General features: G+C 74.4%; 19 protein-coding genes. 13 read left to right on the top strand and 6 right to left on the bottom strand.

Annotated features, from left to right (window positions below; genetic code table 11):
- Positions 1 to 11 precede the first annotated feature (11 nt).
- Positions 12 to 1,040, top strand: a complete 1,029-nt coding sequence (locus ET526_RS08190) for a branched-chain amino acid ABC transporter permease (RefSeq protein WP_204623545.1) — start codon at positions 12 to 14, stop codon at positions 1,038 to 1,040.
- A gap of 16 nt (positions 1,041 to 1,056) precedes the next feature.
- Here the strand turns inward: ET526_RS08190 and cnbZ are convergent, their stop codons facing one another.
- The 5 genes from cnbZ to ET526_RS08165 are packed head-to-tail and all read right to left on the bottom strand — an operon-like array spanning position 1,057 to position 6,694.
- Positions 1,057 to 1,812 (bottom strand): 2-amino-5-chloromuconate deaminase CnbZ, encoded by a 756-nt coding sequence (cnbZ, locus tag ET526_RS08185; RefSeq protein WP_135467203.1) that lies wholly within the window; start codon positions 1,810 to 1,812, stop codon positions 1,057 to 1,059.
- On the bottom strand, positions 1,805 to 3,163 hold the full coding sequence (gene pcaB / locus ET526_RS08180) for a 3-carboxy-cis,cis-muconate cycloisomerase (protein WP_135467202.1): 1,359 nt from the start codon (positions 3,161 to 3,163) through the stop codon (positions 1,805 to 1,807). Before pcaB ends, cnbZ begins: the two co-directional genes overlap by 8 nt.
- A gap of 52 nt (positions 3,164 to 3,215) precedes the next feature.
- A complete protein-coding gene (locus ET526_RS08175; RefSeq protein ID WP_204623543.1) occupies positions 3,216 to 4,418 on the bottom strand; it encodes a CaiB/BaiF CoA transferase family protein in 1,203 nt (400 codons plus the stop codon).
- Positions 4,419 to 4,421: 3 nt separating this feature from the next.
- Positions 4,422 to 5,354: a glycine/sarcosine/betaine reductase selenoprotein B family protein gene (locus ET526_RS08170; RefSeq protein WP_135467201.1), complete on the bottom strand. Its 933-nt coding sequence runs from the start codon at positions 5,352 to 5,354 to the stop codon at positions 4,422 to 4,424.
- Between the two features lie 59 nt (positions 5,355 to 5,413).
- The gene (locus ET526_RS08165) at positions 5,414 to 6,694 is read right to left on the bottom strand and encodes a DUF445 domain-containing protein (RefSeq protein ID WP_135467200.1); all 1,281 of its coding nucleotides are present in this window, start codon (positions 6,692 to 6,694) and stop codon (positions 5,414 to 5,416) included.
- A 341-nt stretch (positions 6,695 to 7,035) separates the two neighbouring features.
- Between ET526_RS08165 and ET526_RS08160 the strand changes: the two genes are divergently transcribed.
- The 4 genes from ET526_RS08160 to ET526_RS08145 all read left to right on the top strand — a co-directional run bounded on the left by ET526_RS08160 (position 7,036) and on the right by ET526_RS08145 (position 11,075).
- A complete protein-coding gene (locus tag ET526_RS08160; RefSeq protein WP_135467199.1) occupies positions 7,036 to 7,581 on the top strand; it encodes a carboxymuconolactone decarboxylase family protein in 546 nt (181 codons plus the stop codon).
- Between the two features lie 142 nt (positions 7,582 to 7,723).
- Entirely contained in the window at positions 7,724 to 8,812 is a 1,089-nt protein-coding gene (locus ET526_RS08155; protein WP_135467198.1) for an SDR family oxidoreductase, read from the top strand.
- 11 nt (positions 8,813 to 8,823) lie between these two features.
- Positions 8,824 to 9,651 carry an alpha/beta fold hydrolase gene (locus ET526_RS08150; RefSeq protein ID WP_135467197.1) on the top strand — a complete coding sequence of 276 codons (828 nt, stop codon included), beginning with the start codon at positions 8,824 to 8,826 and terminating at the stop codon, positions 9,649 to 9,651.
- Positions 9,648 to 11,075, top strand: coding sequence for a hypothetical protein (locus tag ET526_RS08145; protein ID WP_135467196.1), 1,428 nt, complete (start codon positions 9,648 to 9,650; stop codon positions 11,073 to 11,075). Before ET526_RS08150 ends, ET526_RS08145 begins: the two co-directional genes overlap by 4 nt.
- A 32-nt stretch (positions 11,076 to 11,107) precedes the next feature.
- Here ET526_RS08145 and ET526_RS08140 read toward each other — a convergent pair whose 3' ends face one another.
- Positions 11,108 to 12,223 carry a serine hydrolase domain-containing protein gene (locus ET526_RS08140; protein ID WP_135467195.1) on the bottom strand — a complete coding sequence of 372 codons (1,116 nt, stop codon included), beginning with the start codon at positions 12,221 to 12,223 and terminating at the stop codon, positions 11,108 to 11,110.
- Positions 12,224 to 12,370: 147 nt separating this feature from the next.
- On the opposite strand from ET526_RS08140, the gene ET526_RS08135 reads away from it, so the two are divergent.
- From ET526_RS08135 to ET526_RS08105, 8 genes are all read left to right on the top strand, one after another.
- Positions 12,371 to 13,294, top strand: coding sequence for an FkbM family methyltransferase (locus ET526_RS08135; protein ID WP_135467194.1), 924 nt, complete (start codon positions 12,371 to 12,373; stop codon positions 13,292 to 13,294).
- A gap of 147 nt (positions 13,295 to 13,441) precedes the next feature.
- The gene (locus ET526_RS08130; RefSeq protein ID WP_135467193.1) at positions 13,442 to 15,133 is read left to right on the top strand and encodes an ArnT family glycosyltransferase; all 1,692 of its coding nucleotides are present in this window, start codon (positions 13,442 to 13,444) and stop codon (positions 15,131 to 15,133) included.
- A 24-nt stretch (positions 15,134 to 15,157) separates the two neighbouring features.
- On the top strand, positions 15,158 to 15,757 hold the full coding sequence (locus ET526_RS08125) for a DedA family protein (RefSeq protein ID WP_135467192.1): 600 nt from the start codon (positions 15,158 to 15,160) through the stop codon (positions 15,755 to 15,757).
- 94 nt (positions 15,758 to 15,851) lie between these two features.
- Positions 15,852 to 16,880, top strand: coding sequence for a DNA recombination protein RmuC (gene rmuC, locus ET526_RS08120; protein WP_240048316.1), 1,029 nt, complete (start codon positions 15,852 to 15,854; stop codon positions 16,878 to 16,880).
- A gap of 115 nt (positions 16,881 to 16,995) precedes the next feature.
- Positions 16,996 to 17,466: a DUF4336 domain-containing protein gene (locus tag ET526_RS21685; RefSeq protein ID WP_204623541.1), complete on the top strand. Its 471-nt coding sequence runs from the start codon at positions 16,996 to 16,998 to the stop codon at positions 17,464 to 17,466.
- Positions 17,397 to 17,726 (top strand): hypothetical protein, encoded by a 330-nt coding sequence (locus ET526_RS21680; RefSeq protein WP_204623539.1) that lies wholly within the window; start codon positions 17,397 to 17,399, stop codon positions 17,724 to 17,726. Before ET526_RS21685 ends, ET526_RS21680 begins: the two co-directional genes overlap by 70 nt.
- 69 nt (positions 17,727 to 17,795) lie before the next feature.
- Complete coding sequence (locus tag ET526_RS08110) at positions 17,796 to 19,139, top strand: aspartate aminotransferase family protein (protein ID WP_135467191.1); 1,344 nt, start codon at positions 17,796 to 17,798, stop codon at positions 19,137 to 19,139.
- A 250-nt stretch (positions 19,140 to 19,389) separates the two neighbouring features.
- A complete protein-coding gene (locus ET526_RS08105; protein ID WP_135467190.1) occupies positions 19,390 to 20,586 on the top strand; it encodes a PRC-barrel domain-containing protein in 1,197 nt (398 codons plus the stop codon).
- Positions 20,587 to 20,906: the final 320 nt, after the last annotated feature.

Here is a 20,906-nt window from a genome sequence, read left to right as displayed (position 1 = left end):
ACATCTCGGCGATGGGCGGAACGGCCCTCGGGGCAGCGGCGGTGCTGGCGCTGGCGGCGGTGCCGCTGCTGTCGCTGCCCGACTACTTCATGCACGTGCTCATCACCATGCTGCTGACCGCGGTGGCGGGCACCGGCTGGGCGCTGATGGGCCGCTTCGGCCTCGTCTCCTTCGGCCACGGAGCCTTCCTCGGCATCGGCGCCTACACCATGGCCCTGCTGTGGAACCTGTACGGAATCACGCCCTGGATCGGCATCCCCCTCGGCGTCGCGGCGGCGATGGCGGTGGGCGTGATGCTCGGCTACCCCAGCTTCCGGCTGCGCGTGGTGGGGCACTACTTCGCGCTGGTCACGCTCGCCGCGGGCGAGATCGTGCGCATCCTGATCGTGGCGCTGCGCGGCGTCACCGGCGGCTCTCTCGGCATGACCCCGCAGCAGGCGCCGCCGGAGGCCGCCTTCGCCGCCATGCAGTTCGGCAAGGCGGGCTTCTGGTGGCTGGCGCTGGCCGCCTGGGCGGGCGGGCTGCTGGCCTGGCGCCTGCTAGACCGCTCCATGTCGTCCAGGGCCCTCGCGGCGATCGCCGAGGACGAGGATGCGGCGGCCTCGATCGGCATCCGCGTGACGCGCGAGAAGCTGAAGGTGATGATGATCTCGGTTGCGCTCGCCGCGCTCGCGGGGGCGCTGACGGCGCAGTACCGCATGTACCTGAACCCGGAATCCCTGGCCGGTCTCGCGCCGTCGCTGCAGATCGTCTTCGGCGCCATCGCCGGCGGCATGTTCAGCCCGATCGGCCCGACCATCGGCGCGCTCATCACCATCGGGCTCGACGAATCCCTGCGCGTCTTCTTCGGCACGCAGTTCATCGGCGCCGCTCCTCTCGTCTACGGTCTGCTGCTGGTGATGTTCATGCTGTTCCTGCCGCGCGGCATCGCCGGGCTGCTGGAGCGGCGGCCGGCGGCGCGGGTGCCGCAGCCCGGCCCGCACCGGGAGGCTGCGGCGCCGCCGGGAAGCCTGGGCGAAAAGCCGGCCACCGGCGCCTGATCCGCGGTCGGGGGCATCAGGCGGGTAGCACGCGTTCCAGCGGCAGGCCGCGGCAGTCCATCTCGAAGTCGAGGCCCACCACGGGCGGGCGGCAGAACTGCCAGGTGAGCCCGTGGCGCGCCGCGCCGCGTCGTACCACCTCCTCCGCCAGGAAGGGGTGGATGTCGTGCACGGTGTAGGCCTGCACGGCGGTGGTGGCGCCCCAGCCGGCGCCGAGCGCCGCCATGCGCCGCTCCATCTCGCCGAGCACGAAGCGCGCCTTGGCCCGCATCCCCGCGGGCGAGGTGTCGCCCGGGGCAACGGTGTGGTCGCGGTAGTTGCCCTGCCCCTCCCGCGTCTCGCCGCTGCCGGAGACGACGAAGGATGCTGCCGCCGCCGGGTCGGGCATGGTGTAGCAGAAGGCGTGGAAGCAGGGCTCCGCGGGCGGGGTGATCTCGGGGCAGACATTGCTGCGCGCCACCGGGTTGCGTCCCTCGCGCAGCACGCCCCACTCCCCCAGCACGGCGGCGTAGCCGCGGTTGAAGGCGATGAAGCTCTCCTCGGTGAAGGGCGCGGGGGAGCGCAGCTCGCAGGCGCAGAAGGCAGTGCGCGGACGGCCGAACGCCGCGAGATGCGCGGCGATGCGGCGCCAGCCCTCGGCCATCGGCACCGGCTCGGCGAAGCGCGCGCGCTCGATGCGGAAGCCGGGCAGCGCGACGACGCCGGCGGAGTACTGGAACACCGCCGGGATGAAGCGGTAGCCGGCATCCGCAAGCGCGATCGTCTCAGCCATGGCCACGCTCCTGCCGGGCCAGCACCCGGTCCACCATCTCTCCGGCCAGCCCCGTATAGTTCGCGGGATCGAGCAGCGCGACAAGCTGCTCGCGCCCCATGTGCGGCCTGATCTCGGGGTGCTCCGCCAGCAGGTCGAGGAAGCCGCCCTTGCCGGCGATCACCTCGCGGCAGATGTCGTAGACCAGATCGTGCGCGCGCTGGCGACCGAGGGCGGGGCCGAGGCCCATCATCACCGCCTCCGAGACGATCATGCCCTTCTGCGCGTCGAGGTTGGCGCGCATCCGCGCGGGATCCACCTGCAGCCCGGCCGTCACCGTGCGCGCATGCGCCAGCGCCCCGGCGGAGAGGCAGAAGATCTCCGGCACCGCGACCCACTCGATCTCCCATGGTCCGGTGGAGCGCTCATGGTCCTCGACCATCGCATCCAGAAGCGCGGCGACGTGCTGGCGCACCATGGCGACGCAGGCGTGGATGTAGTTGGAGGAGATCGGGTTGCGCTTCTGCGGCATGGTGCTGGAGCTGCCGCGCCCCTCGTGGAAGGGCTCGTACACCTCCTCCACCTCGGTCTGCATCAGCAGCTTCACGTCCATGCTGATCTTGCCGAGGGTGCCGGTGATGAGGCCGAGGAAGCAGCCCACCTCCGCGATGCGGTCGCGCATGGTGTGCCAGGCGATCTCCGGCTGGCCGAGGCCGAGCTCCGCCATCAGCGCCTCCTGCACGCGCAGCCCGTCCGCGCCGAGCGAGGCGAGGGTGCCGGTGGCGCCGCCGAACTCGCCCACCAGCACGCGCGGGCGCATCTCCTCCAGCCGCCGCAGGTGGCGCTGGAAGCCGGCTAGCAGCACGGCGCATTTGTAGCCGAAGGTGATGGGCGTCGCCTGCTGCAGGTTGCTGCGCCCGGCCATCGGCGTGTCGCGGTGGCGCCGCGCGAGATCGGCCAGATGGTCCGCGATCGCCCGCAGATCCTGCTCCACCAGCGCCAGCCCGTCGCGGATCTGCAGCACCGTCGCGGTGTCGGTGATGTCCTGCGTGGTCGCGCCCCAGTGGCACCACTCGCCAAGGCCGTCGCGGCAGAGCGCGACGAGCTGCTGCACCACCGGCAGCACCGGATAGCCGATGCGCTCGGTCTGCACCTTCAGCCGGGCGAAGTCGAACCGCTTGGCGTCGCAGTGGCGGCAGATCTCCTCCGCCGCCTCGGCGGGGATGATGCCAAGCCGCGCCTGCACCCGCGCCAGCGCCGCCTCGATGTCGAGGTAGTACTGCACCCGCGCCTCGTCCGAGAAGATCCGGCGCATCGCCTCGGTGCTGAAGATGTCGCGGAAGATGACGGAATCGACGACGGTGGCGGTCATGCAGGTCTCCTTCGGCGGCGAGGATGGCGCGGAGCAGCGCGGGCGGAAAGGCTCAGATCGCCGCCTCGGCGCGCAGCCGCGCGATCTCCTCCGCCGTATAGCCGGCCTCGGCGAGGATCTCCTCCGTATGCTCGCCCAGGGCGGGCGGCGGCCGGTCGAGGCGGGCACCCCCATGCGCCAGGCGGAAGCCGCTGGTGGCGAGGCGGAGCGGACCCCACGCCGTCTCCACCTCCTGCAGCAGGCCGCGCGCCTCGACCTGGCGGTGCGCGATCGCCTCGTCCACGCGGCGGACGCAGGCGCAGGGCACGCCCGCCCCGGTCAGGCGCCGCTCCCAGGTGGCGGCGTCGGCATCGGCCAGCGCCTCCTCGATGATGGCGCGCAGCGCCTCGCGGTTCTCGTAGCGCAAGGTCCAGTCGGCGAAGCGCGGGTCGGCCAGCACCTCCTCGCGGCCGAGCGCCTGGAACAGCAGGCGATAGTGCTTCTCCGCGTTCACGGCGAGCAGGAGGTGCCCCTCCCCGGCGCGGAACAGGTTGGCGGTGGCGCAGCGGCTGACCGCCTGGTTGCCCCATTGCGCCTGCACGTGTCCCGCCGCCGTCCACTCCGCCACCGCGCCGCCCAGGAAGGAGAGGGTGGAGTCCAGCATCGAGACGTCCACGAACTGCCCGCGGCCGGTGTGGGTGCGCTGGAACAGCGCGCCCGCCACCGCATAGGCCGCCGTCATGCCGGTGAGCAGGTCGCACACCGCGAAGCCGGCGCGCATCGGCCCCGCCCCCGGCTCGCCCGTCATCGCCATGATGCCGGACATCGCCTGGATGCGGCCGTCATAGCCCGCCTCCAGCCGGTCCGGCCCATCCTGGCCGAAGCCGGAGATGGCGCAGTAGATCAGCCTCGGATTGATCTCCGAGAGCGCCGCATGGCCGATGCCGAGGCGGTCCATCACGCCGGGGCGGAAATTCTCCATCACCACATCGGCCCCGGCGGCAAGGCGGCGCACCACCTCCACCGCCTGGGGCCTCCGCAGGTCGAGCGTCAGGCTGCGCTTGCCGGCGTTGGCGGCCATCCACATCGGCGCCATGCCGCGCGCGGTCCATTCGGGGGAGAGCGGGAAGCGCCGCATCTCCTCGCCCTCGCGCCGCTCCACCTTCACCACCTCGGCGCCCAGCAGGGCAAGCTGGAAACTGGCGAAGGGGCCGGCCAGGACCTGGGTGAAGTCGAGGATCCGCACCCCCTCGAAGGGCCGCGCGTCGGGCATCATGGCTCAGGCGGCCTGCTCGCGGAGGCGGCGCGCGATCTCCTTCTGGCGGCTGAACTCCTCGCGCAGGCGCTGGAGCTCCTGGGGCGGGATCTGTTCCAGGTTCAGGTAGTCGAGCTTCCACCGCCCGTCCGTCGCCCAGCGCAGCGGCGACTGCACGGTGGTGCGCGGCGCGGGCGCCGCCTCCAGCACGCGCAGCGCGAGTTCCAGCGTCAGGTCCTGGCTCTCCCGGTCGTGCGGGCGGCCGGCGCCGTTGCCGAGCGGGAAGTCGCTGAACAGGAAGCGCGGCACGCCGCAATGCTCGACGATGTCCTTGGCGCAGCCCATCACCACGGTCGGGATGCCGTTCGCCTCCAGGTGCCGCGCGACCAGGCTGCAGGTCTGGTGGCAGACCGGGCAGTTCGGCACCAGCACCGCCACGTCGGCGGCGTCCTCGCGCAGCCGCGCCAGGATCTCGGGGCAGTCCACGGCCAGGGTGTGGCGGTGGCTGCGGTTGGTCGGCGCGCCGTGGAAGCGCAGCGCCACCTCGCCGATCCGCCCCGCCGCGGCCATGCGCCGCAGCGCCGGCAGCGGGAACCAGGTGTTCGGGTCCTCGGCGGTGGTGTGCTTGCGGTCGTAGGCGATGTGGGAGATGCGCAGGTCGTGGTCCTGCGCCGTGTCCCCAGAATAGACCCGGTAGAACTTCGCGGCGGCGTTGTAGGGGGCGCCCGGCCCCTGGTCGCCCTTGTCCGGCTGGTAGGGCGCGGCGGTGGTGATGAGCGCCACGCGGCTTTCCGCGAGCGGCCTGCGCAGCGGCTGGAACGGCACCTCGACGTAATGGGCCCAGCGATAGGGCTCGTAGCCGATGGCGCGGTAATATTCCCGAGTGCGCAGCATGTAGGGGATCGGGCTGTCGTAATCCGGCGCGAAGCCCAGCGCCTGGTCGATCTCGGCCGCCATCGCTTCCTCCTCGTCCCCGGCAGGCTAGGGCACCCGCCGCTTGCTGCCTACCCGCCCATTCAGAACGCGACGCGCCCGAAGGCCGCCGTCAGCACCACGTAGAGCACGCCGCCGACCAGGAAGCCGACCAGCGTGCCGTTCATGCGCACATACTGCAGGTCGCGCCCGACCCGCAGCTCGATCTTCTCGGTCACCTGCCGCGTGTCCCAGCCGCGCACCACACCGGCGATGAAGTCCGCGAGGCGCAGCCGGGCGGAGGGCAGCAGGGTCATCAGCACGCTCTCCACGGCGCGGTTGAGGCGCGCCCGCGCCGCCTCGTCCTCGGCCAGGAGGCGGCCGGCATTGGCAAAGCCGGCTTCCAGCAGCGCCACCGTCCGCCCCTGCGGATTGGCCGCGTCCGCCTCCAGCGCGGTGCGCAGCCGGGCCCAGACATCGGCCAGCCAGGCGGCAACGGTCGGGTGGGAGAGGGCGTCACGCAGCGCCCGCCCGACCTGGGCGATGCGCTCCGGATCGTTCTCCAGCCGGTCTATCTCGTTGCGCAGCCAGACCTCGAAGGCGGCGCGGAGGTCGGAATCCGTCGGCTCGATGCGGGCGAGTTCGGCGTTGACGTGGGAGAGCACGCGCCGCGCCACGGCGGCACCGGCCAGCCAGCCGATCAGCGCCCCGCCCTCGGCCCGCACCCGCGCCTCGATCGCGGTGCGGAGCTGGTCCTCCTTCTCGGCGAGCAGGGCGCGGAGTTGGGCCACCGCCAGGTCGAAGACCTGCTGGTGCCGCCCACCCTCCACCAGGGCGCGCAGCGCGCGCGCCAGGATGCGGGCCCCGCCCGGCCCCCCGGCCAGCCGCGGCAGCAGCCGGCCCATCAGCCGCCGCGCACGACCGTCCTCCAGGCTCGCCAGCACCCGCGGCAGGGTCGCGGCCAGCGCCTGCGCCGCCGGGCGCGCGGCCACCGGGTCGGCGAGGAAGCCGCGCAGGATGCCGGAGAGGTCGAGCTTGCCCATCACCCGCTGGATCTCGGCCTCGGTGAAGACGTGGTTGGCGACGAAGCGGCCGAGACCCTGGCCCAGCCGCTCCTTCTGCGCCGGGATGATGGCGGTGTGCGGGATCGGCAGGCCGAGCGGGCGGCGGAACAGCGCCGTCACCGCGAACCAGTCCGCGAGGCCGCCGACCACGCCGGCCTTGGCCGCGGCCTGCAGCAGGTCGGTCCAGTAGCCCGGAGGCAGCGCGTAGGAGCCGAGCATCAGCCCCGCCATCACCAGGAGGAGCAGGGTCGCGATGGCGCGATGGCGGGCCAGGGCCGCCCGCAGCGGGGCGTCGGGATCGGTCGGGAGGGGGCCGTGCATGACGGCGGAAGCTAGGGGCGGCGGGGGCGCCTGACGAGGGCGCCCGGCCACTCCCTTCCGGCGCACGGGCGCGCCATCCGCTCCGCCGCGCCCGCCCATGACGAGGGCGCCATGCCTTTGCACGCCGCGCGAAGGCACGCCTCCGGCCCTCCGCCCTTCATCGGGCGGCCGGTTCGCCGCCGCAGGCGCTCCCGCCTTCGCGGATCAGGCGCTAGGCTCTCGCCCGGGGAGGAAGGCGGCACGCGGCGGTTCGCCAGCGGCCATGTGATCGTCACAGGCTCGCCAGGCGGCGCGGCCCGCCGGCGCCGCCCCCGAAGCGACAGACCAGCGAGGACGATCCGATGGCCAGGCTGCCCTATCTCGACGCCGCCGACCTGAAGCCCGAGGACCAGGGGCTGCTCGCCCGCAACATCAACCTGCACCGCGTGTTGGTCCACAACCCCGAGGCGGCCCGCGCCTTCGGCACCCTCGGCCAGTACATCCGCCACCACACCAGGCTGGATCCGCGGCTGCGCGAACTGGCCATCCTGCAGGTCGGCTGGCAGGCGCGCTCGCCCTACGAATGGTCGCACCACATCAAGATCGGCTACGATTTCGGCGTCACCGATGCCGACATCGAGGCGCTGATCGCCGACAGCGAAGGCAGGCCGAACGCGCTCGAGCCGGCGGCGAAGCTGGTGCTGCAGGGGACGCGCGAGATCTACGAGGGCGCCATGTCGGCCGGAACCTTCGCCGCCCTGCGCCGGCACCTGGACGACGCCGCGCTGATGGATCTGGTGGTCACCGCCACCTTCTACTGCGCCGTGGTGCGGCTGCTCGCCACCTTCGAGATCGACGTGGAGGAGAGCTACATGCCCTATCTCCGCAAATACCCCCTGCCGGCCTGAGCGGAGCCGCGGACCCCCCTCCCCACCAAGTCGCGAGGGAACATGAACCGCCTGTCATGGTTCATGGCCCACCGGCGCCCCTCGCGCCCAGCCGGGGCGCATCCCCGGGCGGCGCCCCGCACCGCAGAGGAGGTCCGAGGCGATGCGCCCATCCATCCGGGACAGCGTGGTGGTCATCACCGGCGCGTCGAGCGGCATCGGCCGCGCCACCGCCCGTGCCTTCGCCGGCAGGGGCGCCGCCCTCGTGCTCGCCGCGCGCCGGCGGGAGGCGCTGGAGCTGCTGGCGGAGGAGTGCCGCCGCGACGGCGGCCGGGCGCTCGCGGTGCCGACCGACGTGCGGGAGGAGGCGGAGGTCCGCGCCCTCGCGCAGAAGGCCATCGCCCATTTCGGCCGCATCGACGTCTGGGTGAACAACGCCGCCGTCACCCTGTTCGGCCGCGTCGAGGAGACGCCCCCGGAAGCCTATGACGAGGTGATCCGCACCAACATCCTCGGCACGGTGAACGGCGCGCGCAGCGTGATCCCCTTCTTCCGCGAGCAGGGGCACGGCGTCCTGGTGAACCTCTCCTCGATCGTCGCCCATGTGCCGCAGCCCTACACCAGCGCCTACGTCGCCTCGAAGGCGGCGATCCGCGCGCTGTCCGACTGCTGGCGGCAGGAGCTGCGCGACGCGCGGCACATCCATGTCTGCACCGTCCTGCCGGCGACCATAGACACGCCCCTGTTCCAGGAGGCGGCCAACTACACCGGCCGCGCCGTGAAGGCGATGCCGCCGGTGATCCCGCCGACCGAGGTGGCGGCGGCGATCCTCGGCCTGGTGCGCCACCCGCGGCGCGAGGTCTTCGTCGGCCGCGCCGGCCGCGTCATGGCCGCCGCCCGCCACCTCGCGCCCGCCGCCGTGGACGCGGTGATGGCGCGCAACGTGGACAGCCAGCACCTCGGCGACACGCCGGCGCCGCCGACCCGCGGCAACCTGTTCGAGCCGATGCCCGAATGGGCCCGCATCACCGGCGGCTGGCAGGCGCGCGAGACCGCGCCGCGCGGCGGCGGGGCGGCGCTCGCCGGCGCGGCGGCGCTGCTGCTGGCGGCGGTGCCCCTCGCCCTTGCCCTCGGCACTGGCGGCGGGCACCGGGGCGGCTGGCTGCCGCGCCGGCGCCCGCGGGGGCTGCTGGCGCGGGCAATGCCCTGGCGCCGGCGCGCCGCCTGGGCCGGCCGGCTGCTCCCCTACTGAGGGCGCGGGCGATGCTGGCGCTGCTCGGCGGGCGGGCGAAGGGACGGGAGCGGCTGGTGCCGCTCCGCAGCGCCCGGCGGCAGGCGGGGCCATGGCGGATGCACGCCCGCATCGCCGCGGGCGCGCCGCCGCCCGGGCGCGTGCCGGTGGTGATGGCGCAGGGGCTCGTCATCTCCAGCCTCTATTTCGTGCCCCTGCTGGAGCGGCTGGGGCGCGACTTCCCCGCCGCCTGCCCCGACCTGCCGGGCTTCGGCCGCTCCGACGCGCCGGAACGGCCGCTGGACACGGGCGGCCTCGCCGACGCGCTCGCCGCCTGGATGCGCGCGGAGGGCATGGCGCCGGCGGCGCTGCTCGGCAACTCCTACGGCTGCCAGATCGCCGTGGAGTGCGCGCTGCGCCACCCGGAGCTGGTCCGCGCCCTGGTGCTGCAGGGACCGACCGCGCCGCCCGAGCTGCGCGAGAGCGGACCGCGCCTCGCCGCCCGCGGCCTGCTGGACTGGGCGCGGGAATGGCGCACCGGCCTGCTCGACCAGCTCCGCACCAGCCCCTTCCGCGGCCGGTTCACCCAGAACGAGATGCGCCGCCACCGCATCGAGGAGCGGATCCTCGGCGTCTCCGTGCCGGTGCTGGTGGTCGGCGGCTCGCGCGACCCGATCGCCCCGCCCGGGTGGTGCGAGCGCCTGGCGCGGGCGGCGCCGCGCGGCGCCTGCCGCGTCATCCCCGGCGCCGCGCACCAGATGATTTCCGCCAGCGCCCTCGAGCTCGCGCGCGTGGCGCGGGCCTTCCTTCTCGACCTCCCGCCCGCCGCCGGCGGGGCAGCGCAGGGGAGAGCCGCATGAGGCCGATGCCGCCCGGCTACATCGCCAATTTCGACTCCGGCAGCGCCATGCTGCGCGCCACGGCGCGCTTCCTGAAGGGCAAGGACATCCCCGCCCTCGGCCTGCCCCGCCCCCTCAAGCGCGTGGTGCCGCTCGCCAACCTGCTGCCGCGGCGCGCGCGGGAGGCGCTCTACGCCGTCGGCGGCGTCGGCGAGGCGATCCTCGAGCGCAACACCGACAACGTGGATTCGGAGGCGCTGGCGCGCTGGGCGACGGGGCTCTACCCGCAGCGCCCCTACCCGGCGGTGGTGGTCGGCTCGGCGAGCGGGGCGCTGGTGCATCTCTGCTGCGCCCTCGGCCTGCCCTGGCTGCCGCAGACCCTGTTCATCCCGGTACGGCAGACGGAGGTGCATCCGGACGACGCGAAAGAGGGGCTGGAGAGCGGGCTGGAGCCGGGGCGGCGGCTGCTGGCGCACAACCCGGACCTGCAGCTCCACCACATGCACGACCCGAACCAGGACCGGCTGATGCTGCACCTGATGACCTACTTCCGGGTCAAGCGGCTGCGCCTCGGCCCCGCCTACGAGGCGTTCCTGCAGCGCGTGCTGCCGCCGGGGGGGACCATCATCGTCAGCGACTGCCGCCGGCGCTTCCCCGTCACCCGCCTCTCCGACCGCCACGTCTTCCAGTTCGGCGCCCTCGGCGGGGCGACGCCGGAGGAGTTCCTGCACGGCGGCCCGCGCGTCGAGGAGTATCTCGCGCGCTACGGCTCCCACCGCCGCCGCTGGGATCCGCCGGCGCCGACCGAGGAGGCGCCGGAGGCCGAATGGGGCTTCGAGCCGCGCCTCGGCGAGGACATCGAGCGCTTCGCCGCCGCGCACGGCTACCGCGTCGCGCGCATCGTCTTCGACGAGCCGGAGGATCCGAGCCCCCTGGTTGCGGAGCTGTACCGCTGGTGGTACCGGGAGCGGCGCATCCCTGCCAGCCGGCTGCTGATCGAGAGCTTCATCCTGCTCGACCCGCTGCTGGCGCTGCGCACCGGCAGCGCGCCCTTCTGGATGAAGTTCAACATGGAGCCCTCGGCCGAGGCGGCGGAGCGCTACCTGAGGGCCGCCGAGCCCTTCGACGAGATCAACCTGACGCTGTTCGCCCACGGGGTGGAGTGCGTCGGCCTGCCGCCGATCGGGCGCTGGCGGCGCCTCCTCGGCCATGCGCGGCGCGCCGGCCGCTTCCTCGGCGTGGACGAGCGGGAGTATCCGCGCGACTTCGCCGTGCTGACCCGCTTCCACGACGCGCTCGAGCGCCTGCCGGCGCGCTACCCGATTCCGGGTCCGCTCGGCATCGGGCGGTTCCTCGACTTCCTCGACCGTCACGGCCACCGCTTCCCGGAGGTGCGGTTCCACGGCCTCGAGGCCGCGGCCGGGGCCAGCCGCCGCGCCGCATAGGGCGGGCGGCGGAGGGTGGGGCCGGAAAACGCTCAGCCGCGGACCGCGCCCGTCACCCTGGCCATGAAGCCGTCGAGATGCGCGGGATCGAGCCAGCGCGCCACCGCCACCAGGTCGTGCTCCGGATCCATCCAGGTGACGTTGCCGCCGGCGCCGACGAAGCAGGCCGAGGCGGCGCTGGCCGAGGGCCACTTGCTCCGCCCGGTGTTCAGCCACCACAGCAGCCCGTAATGCGGGTTGAGGTCGCAGGGGGTGCGGCAGGCGGCGACCCAGCCCTCGGGCAGGATCCGCCGCTCCCCCCAGCGCCCGCCGCGCAGCGCCATCAGCCCGAGGCGCGCCTGGTCCTCGGCGTGGATGAACACGCCCCCGCCCCAGTGGCCGCCGCCCGAGACGCTCTGCACCCGGCGCCCCTCCACCTCGACCCAGGAGGTCTCGTAGCCATGCCAGGACCAGTCGGCGGAGGCGCCGATGGGGCGCATGATCCGTTCCGCGAACACCTCCGGCAGCGCGCGGCCGAAGCGGCGCAGCAGGGCGAGGGAGAGGCGGTTCACCCGGACGTCGTTGTACTCCCAGTAGGTGCCGGGCGGCCGCAGGGGCCGCTCGAACCCCTTCGGCCCGCGCCCCTCCAGCGCCAGGTCGCGGCCGCGGTCGATGACGTCGCTCTTGCCGAACAGCGTGCCCTCCCACTCGGAGGTGTTCTGCAGCAGGTGCCGCCAGGTGATGGCGCCGTTCTGCGGCCCCTCGAAGCCGCCGTCTTGCACCGTCTCCGCCACGCGCGCGTCGAGGTCGGGGATCAGCCCGTCGGCGAGGGCGAGGCCCGCCAGCATCGCCAGGTAGGATTTCGTGACGCTGAAGGTCATGTCCACCCGGCGCGTGTCGCCCCAGCGGGCGACCAGGCGGCCGTGGCGCAGGATCAGCCCGTTCGGCCCGCCGCGCGGCGCCACGGGGCCGATGATGGCGTTGTGCGGCGGCGGCTCGAAATGCCGGTTCTCCAGCTGGGCGCGCAGGTCGCGCGGCCAGGGGGTCTCGTGCGACTCGGCGAAGGCCACGGCCTCCGCCAGACGGTCGGGATCGAGGCCCGCCTCGGCGGCGGGCCGTTCCGGCCAGGGCGCCGGGTGGGCGGGCGGGATCGGCTCTTCCTCGGACATGGCGCGAGCCTATCCCGGCCGCGCCGAGGCGGGAACCGCCGGCCGCCGCGCCGGCACAACCGCGGCGAGCGATGGCGCGACGGACTTCACCCTGCGCGGCGGTGCCGGTAGAAGGCCGTGGAAAGCTGCCGCCAAGGGAGAGTTCCGGTGCCGCCCGACAGCCCTGATCCCGCCGCCGCGGCGCTGCCCCGCCCCGCCGCATGGCGCGCCCGCCTGGCCGGCTTCGGCGAGCGGCGCCTGCCGCTCCTGCCGCTGCGGCGGCTGCGCGAGCCGGGACCGGAGGCGGAGGTCCAGGCCGCGGTCCGCGCCCTGGCGACGGCCCTGCCCATGGCCGGCGGCACCCTGCTCTGCCGCGCGCTCGGCCGCTACAAGATGCTGCTGGACGCCGGGGATGCCGCGCTGGCGCCGCATCTGGCGCTCGACGGCTTCTGGAAGTGGTGGGTCACCGCCTTCCTCGCCCGCAACATCCGCCCCGGCGAGACGGTGGTGGATGGCGGCGCGGCCTATGGCTACTTCACGCTGCTCGCCGCCGACCTGGTCGGGCCGACGGGGCGGGTGGTGGCGGTGGAGCCGCATCCGCGCCTCGCCACCCTGCTGCCGCGCAACCTGCGCCTCAACGGCTTCGAGGGCCGGACGGAGCGCCATCAGGCGGCGCTGGTCGGTCCCGGCGGGGCGGGGCGCGCCCTGTTCGCGGTGCCGCCCGACGCGCCGGCGGGCGGGCGGGTGGTGGCCGAGGAGGCGGCGGGCGAGGCGACGCAGGAGGTTCCCGCCACCACCCTCGATGCGCTGCTGCCCGGCGGGGCCGATCTGGTCAGGCTGGACCTGAACGGGGGGGAGGAAGCCGCCTGGGCGGGCATGCAGGGGATGCTCGCGGCACGGCCGGGGCTGCGCCTGCTGCTCGGCTTCGATCCGGCGCGCTGCCGCGCCCCGGCGGCCTGGCTCGAGGCGCTGGCGCGCCGCTTCCCGCTGCGCCGCCTGGACCATGACGGCATCGCCCGCCCCTGCGAGGCGGCGGCCCTGCTCGCGGGCGGGGAGGCGACGCTCTACCTCGCGCGCGAGGCGCCGCGTTAGAGCCGTTTCCACCCGGCTGTGCTCGCGGAAGCGGCGCCGCCCCGTCGTCCGCGGGGCGGCGCCACGCTTCCGGCCGTTGCCGGCCCTCCGCGATCCGCTCCAGGCATGATGGCCGCCGGGCATGGCCCGTGCTAGTCCGCCCTCCCCATGCACATCGCCCCGCCCGCCGGCCCGGACCGCTCGCTCGGCACCGTGCCCGAGCCGCTGCTGCGCCGGCCCCGGCTGGCGCTGGCGCTGCTCTGCCTGCTGCTCTGGCTGCCGGGCTTCTTCACCCTGCCCGCCACCGACCGCGACGAGGCCCGCTTCGCCCAGGCCAGCCGCCAGATGGTGGAGAGCGGCGACTATGTCCGCATCCGCTTCGGGCAGGAGGAGCGGAACAAGAAGCCCGCCGGCATCCACTGGCTGCAGGCCGCCTCGGTCCACGCGGCGGAGGCGACGGGGCTCGGCGACCGGGCCGACATCTGGGTCTATCGCCTGCCAAGCCTCGGCGGCGCGCTGCTCGCCGTGCTCGCCACCTTCCATTTCGGCCGCGCCCTGGTCGGGCGGCGGGCGGCGCTGCTGGGGGCGGCGATGCTCGCCTCCTCGCTCGTGCTGGTGGCGGAGGCGCACATCGCCAAGACCGACGCGGCGCTGCTGGCGAGCGTCGTCGCCGCCATGGGCCTGTTCGGCCTCGCCTATCTGCGCCCCGAGGCGCTCACGGCGCGGCAGGCGGCGGCGTTCTGGCTGGTGCTCGGCCTCTCCGTGCTGCTCAAGGGGCCGATCGGGCCGATGGTGGCGCTGCTCGCCGCCGTGACGCTGGCGGTGGCCGATCGCGGCCGCGCCCCCTGGCTGCGGGCGCTGCGCCCGGCCTGGGGGCTGCCGCTGATGCTCGCCGCCGCCGCGCCGTGGTTCGTCGCCATCGGCCTCGCGACCGAGGGGCGCTTCTTCGCCGAGGCGGTGGGCGGCGACATGCTCGCCAAGGTCGGCTCGGGCGAGGAGAGCCACTGGGGCCCGCCGGGCTACTACCTGCTCACCTTCCCGATCGCCGCCTTCCCCGCCGCCTGGATCGTGCTGCTGGCCCTGCCCGCCGCCTGGCGGGACCGGATGCGCCCGTCGACGCGCTTCCTTCTGGCCTGGATCGTGCCCTCCTGGCTGGTGTTCGAGGCGGTGCAGACCAAGCTGCCCCACTACACCCTGCCGATGCTCCCGGCGCTGATGCTGCTCGGCGCCGCCTGGGCGCTGGACCCGCTGCGGTCCATGCCGCGCCGCTGGTGGCGGGCGGTGGCGGTCGTGGCGCTGGCCGGGGTGGCGGCGGGGCTGGCCCTGCTGGCGCTGGCGTTGCCCCTCTATCTCAGCCGCGACCTGCCGACGGCGGCCCTGCTGGCGATCCCCCTCGCCGCGCTGCTGGTGCTGGTGGTGCTGCGCGCCGCGCGCGCCGGCGCCTGGGGCCGGGCCGGGCTGCTCGGGGCGCTGCTGGCGGCGCCGCTCTACGCCACGGTGCTGGAGGGGGTGGCGCCGCGCCTCGACCCGTTCTGGATCGCCCCGCGCCTCGCCGCGACGCTGGAGGCGCGGGCGCCGGGCCTCGCCGCGGCGGAGTTCGGCATCACCGGCCATCACGAACCCTCGGTGCTGTTCGCGGTGGGGGGCGAGGTGGCGCTGCTGCGCACCGGCGCCGACGCCGCGCGTTTCCTCGCCGCCGCGCCCGGCCGCGTCGCCGCGGTGGGCGACCGGGCGGAGGCCGACTTCCGGCGGGAGGCCGCGGCGCGCGGCCTCGCCCCGGAGGAGATCGGCACCGTGGCGGGGTTCAACTACTCGCGTGGCCGCTGGGTCACGCTTGTCCTCTACAGGACGCCGGGCTGAGCGGCGCAAGCGGGAGCGGATCGGATGGTGGAATGGGCGACCGACCTGATCGCCGCCGGCGGGCTGGTCGGCGTGTTCCTGCTGATGGTGGCGGAGAACCTGTTCCCGCCCATGCCGTCCGAGGCGATCATGCCGCTCGCCGGCTTCGCCGCCGCCCAGGGCAAGATGCCGATCCTCGGCGTGGTCCTCGCCGGCATCGCGGGCTCGGTCACCGGCAATGCGGTGTGGTTCGAGCTGGCGCGCGCCTACGGCACAGCCCGCACCCGCGCCATCCTCAAGCGCCACGGGCGGTGGATCGGCCTGACCGAGGGGAAGGTGGCACAGGCCGAGGCGACGATGCGCCGCAACGGCCCCTTCGCCGTGTTCATCGCGCGCTGCATGCCGGGAGTGCGCACCGCCGTCTCCATCCCGGCGGGTCTCGTGGAGCTGCCGCGCCGCGTCTTCTACCTCTGGACCGCGCTCGGCACCTCGATCTGGACCGGGGGGCTGGCGCTCGCCGGCTACCTGCTCGGGGAGCAATTCCACAAGGTGGAGCACTGGGCCGGGCCGGTCGGCCTCGCCGTCACGGCCGTGGTGCTCAGCCTGATCGCCTGGAAGGTCTGGAGGGGAGGGCGTCGGGCCTGATCCGCGGAAGCGTGGCCCACATGGGGGGATCACGCGGTAGTCTCGCGGGCCGGCCCGAATCGCGCGGTGCCGGGATCCCGTTGCGGAGAGGCGCTTGACCGACTCGCTGCTGCCGCTCTTGGTGCCGCTCGCCGCCGCGCTCGCCGGCGGGCTGCTGGTGGGCGCGCTCGTCCTCGCCCTGCGCGGTCCCCGCGCCGGGGCCGAGACGGCCTCGCTGCTCGCCGAGCGCATGGACGCGCTCTCCGACCGGCTCGACGCCGCGGTGGCGGCGCAGAACGAGCGCCTGTCCCGCGCCCTCGCCGACAGCGCCGAGCGCGCCCAGGACAGCGCGCGCCGCATCCACGAGCGCCTGGCGGTGATAGACGCCGCCCGCACCAGGCTGGAGGCGCTGGGGACGCAGGTGACCTCCCTCGCCTCCCTCCTCGGCAACAAGCAGGCGCGCGGCGCCTTCGGCGAGGTGGCGCTGCGCGAGATGCTGGCCGACCGCCTGCCGGCGGGAAGCTGGGCCTGGCAGCACACCCTCGCCAACGGCACGCGCTGCGACGCGCTGATCCGCCTGCCCTTCCCGCCCGGCCCCATCGCCGTGGACAGCAAATTCCCGCTCGAGGCCTGGCGCGCCTGGCGCGAGGCGGCGGACGAGGCCGCCCGCCTCGCCGCGCAGCGCCGCCTCGCCGCCGACATCCGCCGCCATGTCGAGGACGTGGCCGGGAAGTACATCCGCCCGGGCGAGACGGCGGAGGGGGCGCTGATCTTCCTTCCCTCCGAGGCGCTGCACGCCGACCTCGCCACCCATCACCCGGCGCTGGTGGCCGAGGCGGCGCGGCGCGGCGTCTATCTCGTCTCGCCCGGCACCATGTGGGCGGTACTCGGCACCATGCGTGCCCTGCTGCACGACGTGCGGCTGCGCGCCGAGGCGCGGCGGCTGCGCGGGGAGCTCGCCCGGCTGGCGGAGGAGACGGAGCGGCTGGACCGGCGGGTGGCCAACCTGAAGCGCCACTTCGCCGAGGCGCAGGCCGACCTGCACCAGATCGAGATCACGGCGCAGAGGATCGCCGCCGCCGGGGCGCGCATCGCCGCCCTGGAGCCGGAGGATACGCCGGCGCCGGTCCGCGCCGCGGAGTAGGCGGGGCGCGCCGCGGGCCCGCCACCGCCCCGGTCGGGCGGAACGGCCTTACCGCCCCGGAACCGGCCGCGGCCGCCGGCGCTGGCAGGCCAAGTTCGCGCATCGGAGGCGGCAGATGGCCCAGGAGGCGAGCTACCCCCCGCTCGACACCCCGAAGCGGGTGGCGGAGGAGGTCTGGGTGGTGGACAGCGGGCCGCAGCGCGTGCTCGGCCTCCGCCTGCCGGTGCGCATGACGGTGCTGCGCCTGGCCGGCGGCGGGCTCTGGCTGCACTCGCCGACGCGGCACACGCCGAGGCTCGCCGCCGCACTGACCGAGCTCGGGCCCATCGCGCATCTGGTGGCGCCGAACACCGCGCACTGGACGCACCTCTCGCCCTGGCAGAAGGCCTTTCCCGAGGCGTCGCTCTGGGCCGCGCCCGGCGTGATGGGCCGCGCCCGCGACCAGGGCACGGAGCTGCGCGCGGCGGGCGAACTGCCGGCCTCCCGCCTCCGCCCTGGGCCGGCGAGATCGAGCAGGTGGCGTTCGGCGGCCCGGGCTTCGCCGAGATCGCCTTCTTCCACCATGCGAGCCGCAGCCTGGTGCTGACCGATCTGGTGCAGGCGATGGAGGTCTCGCGCCTGCCCCTCGGCACCGGGCTGCTCGCGCGCATGGTGGGCGCGGCGTCGGGGGGCGACACGCCCGCGCATCTGCGCCTGCTGCTCAACCGCCGGCGGGAGGAGAACCGCGCCGCGGCGGAGCGGCTGCTGGCGCTCGGCCCCGCGCGCGTGATCTTCGCGCATGGCGCCTTCTTCGCCGAGGACGGGGCGGCGCGGCTGCGGCGGGCGCTCGGCTGGCTGCTCGGCTGATCCCGCATTGCCGCGGGCGGCGCGGCATGGAACCCTGCGCGCCTGCCGAAACCGTTCCGGGAGGATGCCGTGACCGCCAGCCGCCTCGTCCACCGCAGCCTGCGCGCCGATCCGCCCGTCGCCGTGCGCGGCGAGGGCATCTGGCTCCACGACCGCGACGGGCATGCGGTGATAGACGGCTCGGGCGGCGCCGCGGTGGCCTGCCTCGGCCACGCGCATCCCAAGGTGAACGCGGCGCTGAAGGCGCAGATCGACAGGCTCGCCTATGCCCATACCGCGCTCTTTTCCTGCGAAAGCGCGGAGCGTCTGGCCGACCTGCTGGTGGGCGACGCGCCGGGCGGGCTGACGCACGCCTATTTCTGCTCCTCCGGCAGCGAGGGTAACGAGGCGGCGCTGAAGATGGCGCGCCAGTACTTCCTGGAGATCGGCCAGCCGCAGCGCACCCGCTTCATCGCGCGGCGGCAGAGCTATCACGGCAACACGCTCGGGGCACTCGCGGCCGGCGGCAACGCGATGCGGCGCGCGCCCTACCAGCCGCTGCTGTCGCCGGCCTTCAGCCATGTCTCCCCCTGCTACGCCTATCGCGACCGCCGCGAGGGCGAGACCGAGGCGGAGTACGTGGCGCGGCTCGCCGGGGAGCTGGAGGCGGAGTTCCAGCGGCTCGGCCCCGACACCGTCATCGCCTTCATCGCCGAGACGGTGGTGGGCGCGACCCTCGGCTGCGTCGCCGCCCTGCCCGGCTATTTCCGCGCGGTGCGCGAGATCTGCGACCGCCACGGTGCGCTGCTGATCCTCGACGAGGTGATGAGCGGCATGGGCCGCTGCGGCACCATGCACGCCTGGGAGCAGGAGGGCATCGCGCCCGACATCCAGGTGGTGGCGAAGGGGCTGGGCGGCGGCTACCAGCCGATCGGCGGCATCCTGGTGAGCGGGCGGGTCATCGAGGGTCTGGCCGGCGGCAGCGGCGCCTTCATGCACGGCCACACCTACCAGGCCCACCCCATCGCCTGCGCCGCCGCCGTCGCGGTGCAGGAGGTGATCCGGGAGGAAAACCTGCTCGAGAACGTCCGCGTCATGGGGCGGCGGCTGGAGGAGCGGCTGACGGAGCGCCTCGGCAACCACCGCCATGTCGGCGACATCCGCGGCCGCGGCCTGTTCTGGGCGGTGGAGCTGGTGCGGGACCGGGCGACGAAGCAGGCGTTCGACCCCGCCCTCAAGCTGAACGAGCGGGTGAAGCAGGAAGCATTCCGCCGCGGCCTCGCCTGCTATCCCATGGGCGGCACGATCGACGGCCGCCATGGCGACCATGTGATCCTCGCCCCGCCCTACATCGTGACGGCGGCGCAGGTGGACATGATCGCGGAGCGTTTCGGGGACGCGGTGGAGGCGGCGCTGGCCGGCGCCGGCGGCTGAGCCTTCCATCGCGGTGCCCGAAGCCGGCCGCGCGCCGCCCGACCCGGGGGCTAGAAGCCGGTCGCCCGCTCCTCCGAAACGGCATCGGTCGCGTGGAGATACGAGGCGGAACCGGTTCGGATCGGCGCACAGACCAGCGGGCGGCGTCTTCTCCGCGCCTGTGCCTTGAACCTTTCACGGGCAACTCCCCGTCCGTCATGCGTTGCTTTGCGCAGGCCGCATGGCGGCAAGGCAAGAAAGGGAGACCGTGATGACCGAAGGCAACAGGCCGGGCCTGACCAGGGCGTGGCTGCTCGCAACCGCCGCGGCGGTGATGTTCGGCTACGGTGGCGCCGTGATGGCGCAGACGGCGCCGCAGGGCCAGGCGCAGCCGCCGCAGGCGGGGCAGCAGGCGGGCCAGGCGCAGCAGGGCCAGCAGCAGGCGGCGCAGGCGCTCCGCCAGGCCGAGCAGCAGCTCCGCCAGGCCCAGCAGCAGCTTTCGGGCCAGCAGCAGGCGGCAGGCCAGCAGCAGGCAGGCCAGGCGCAGCAGGGCATGGAGACGGCGCGCCAGGCCCTTACCCAGGCGCAGCAGGCGCTCGAGCGCGTGCCGCAGCAGATGCAGCAGCAGCAGGCCTATCAGGACGCCCGGCGGCAGGTGAACGAGGCGCGGGAGGCGTCGCAGCAGGCCCAGGCGCAGCCGCAGCAGATGGCCGAGCGGCTTGGCGGTGCGGCAGACGCGATCGCACGGCTGCAGCAGCAGATGGCGCAGGCCCCTGGCCAGCAGCAGGCGGGCCAAGCTGGCCAGCAGCAGGCGGGCGCGCAGATCACCGTCCAGCAGCCGCAGCCGCAGATCACCGTCCAGCAGCCGCAGCCCCAGGTGACGGTGACCCAGCCGCAGCCGCAGGTGACGGTGCGGCAGCCTGAACCCCAGGTGACGGTGCGGCAGCCGGAGCCGCAGGTGCAGGTGCAGCAGGCGCCACCCCAGGTGCAGGTGCAGCGCGAGGGCCAGCCCCAGGTGCAGGTGCAGCGTGAGGGTCAGGCTCAGGTGCAGGTGCAGCGCGAAGGCCAAGCCCAGGTCCGTCAGCAGGACGCGGCGGCCGGCGCGACGGCCGAGCCGCGCCCGGCCCAGGCCGGAACCGCCACCGGCGTGCCCCTCGCAAGCGTGCGGGACCTGATCGGGACCAACCTCGTCGGCGCCGACGGGCAGAACACGGGTGAGGTCGAGAACCTCCTCATAGACCAGCAGGGCAATGTGCGGGCCGCGGTGGTCGAGTGGGGCGGCTTCCTCGGCATCGGCTCCCGCCAGGCGGTGGTGCCGATCGAGAGCATCGAGTTCACCCGGCCTGGCGAGAGGGCGCGGCTGAACATGACGCGGGAGCAGCTCGAGCAGCAGCCGCGTTTCGAGCGTGACCGCGTGGCCGATGTGGGGCGCCAGCAGGGGTGGGGCGAAGTCAGGCTCGCCCGCTAGACGGCTGACACAGCCTGGAACGGAGGCGCGGGTGCCTCCGTTCCAGTTGCGCCTGAGGGCCGGTGGCAGGCCGGGTGCCACCTTGGTGGCGCCTTCAGGCGGTAGATCCGGCACACCCGTTCAAGCAAAAGGGAGAGAGACATGGATCGGATGTGGAGGCGCTTCGCGCTCACGGCGGCGGTGGCGGGTGGTCTCGCCTTGGCCTCGGCGCCCGTCCTGGCCCAGGGGCAGCAGGGCATGGGCTGGGGTCAGGACCGCTACGGAGCTGGCCAGCAGGACTGGCGTGGCGGACAGCAGTTCGGCCAGCAGGACTGGCGCGG

It is taken from the genome of Crenalkalicoccus roseus, assembly GCF_004761865.1.
Taxonomy (GTDB): domain Bacteria; phylum Pseudomonadota; class Alphaproteobacteria; order Acetobacterales; family Acetobacteraceae; genus Crenalkalicoccus; species Crenalkalicoccus roseus.
Note: the sequence above shows the minus strand (reverse complement) of the source record. Positions and strands in the feature narration are given on the sequence as shown.

Excerpts from the sequence above, each read along its gene's own strand:
- ET526_RS08125 (WP_135467192.1), top strand. The coding sequence starts at position 15,158 with ATGGTGGAATGGGCGACCGACCTGATCGCCGCCGGCGGGCTGGTCGGC.
- ET526_RS08150 (WP_135467197.1), top strand. The coding sequence starts at position 8,824 with ATGCTGGCGCTGCTCGGCGGGCGGGCGAAGGGACGGGAGCGGCTGGTG.
- ET526_RS08145 (WP_135467196.1), top strand. The coding sequence starts at position 9,648 with ATGAGGCCGATGCCGCCCGGCTACATCGCCAATTTCGACTCCGGCAGC.
- ET526_RS08160 (WP_135467199.1), top strand. The coding sequence starts at position 7,036 with ATGGCCAGGCTGCCCTATCTCGACGCCGCCGACCTGAAGCCCGAGGAC.
- pcaB (WP_135467202.1), bottom strand. The coding sequence starts at position 3,163 with ATGACCGCCACCGTCGTCGATTCCGTCATCTTCCGCGACATCTTCAGC.
- ET526_RS21685 (WP_204623541.1), top strand. The coding sequence starts at position 16,996 with ATGGCCCAGGAGGCGAGCTACCCCCCGCTCGACACCCCGAAGCGGGTG.
- ET526_RS08165 (WP_135467200.1), bottom strand. The coding sequence starts at position 6,694 with ATGCACGGCCCCCTCCCGACCGATCCCGACGCCCCGCTGCGGGCGGCC.
- ET526_RS08175 (WP_204623543.1), bottom strand. The coding sequence starts at position 4,418 with ATGATGCCCGACGCGCGGCCCTTCGAGGGGGTGCGGATCCTCGACTTC.
- ET526_RS08105 (WP_135467190.1), top strand. The coding sequence starts at position 19,390 with ATGACCGAAGGCAACAGGCCGGGCCTGACCAGGGCGTGGCTGCTCGCA.
- ET526_RS08170 (WP_135467201.1), bottom strand. The coding sequence starts at position 5,354 with ATGGCGGCCGAGATCGACCAGGCGCTGGGCTTCGCGCCGGATTACGAC.
- ET526_RS08140 (WP_135467195.1), bottom strand. The coding sequence starts at position 12,223 with ATGTCCGAGGAAGAGCCGATCCCGCCCGCCCACCCGGCGCCCTGGCCG.
- ET526_RS08130 (WP_135467193.1), top strand. The coding sequence starts at position 13,442 with ATGCACATCGCCCCGCCCGCCGGCCCGGACCGCTCGCTCGGCACCGTG.
- cnbZ (WP_135467203.1), bottom strand. The coding sequence starts at position 1,812 with ATGGCTGAGACGATCGCGCTTGCGGATGCCGGCTACCGCTTCATCCCG.
- ET526_RS08190 (WP_204623545.1), top strand. The coding sequence starts at position 12 with ATGGGCGGAACGGCCCTCGGGGCAGCGGCGGTGCTGGCGCTGGCGGCG.
- ET526_RS08155 (WP_135467198.1), top strand. The coding sequence starts at position 7,724 with ATGCGCCCATCCATCCGGGACAGCGTGGTGGTCATCACCGGCGCGTCG.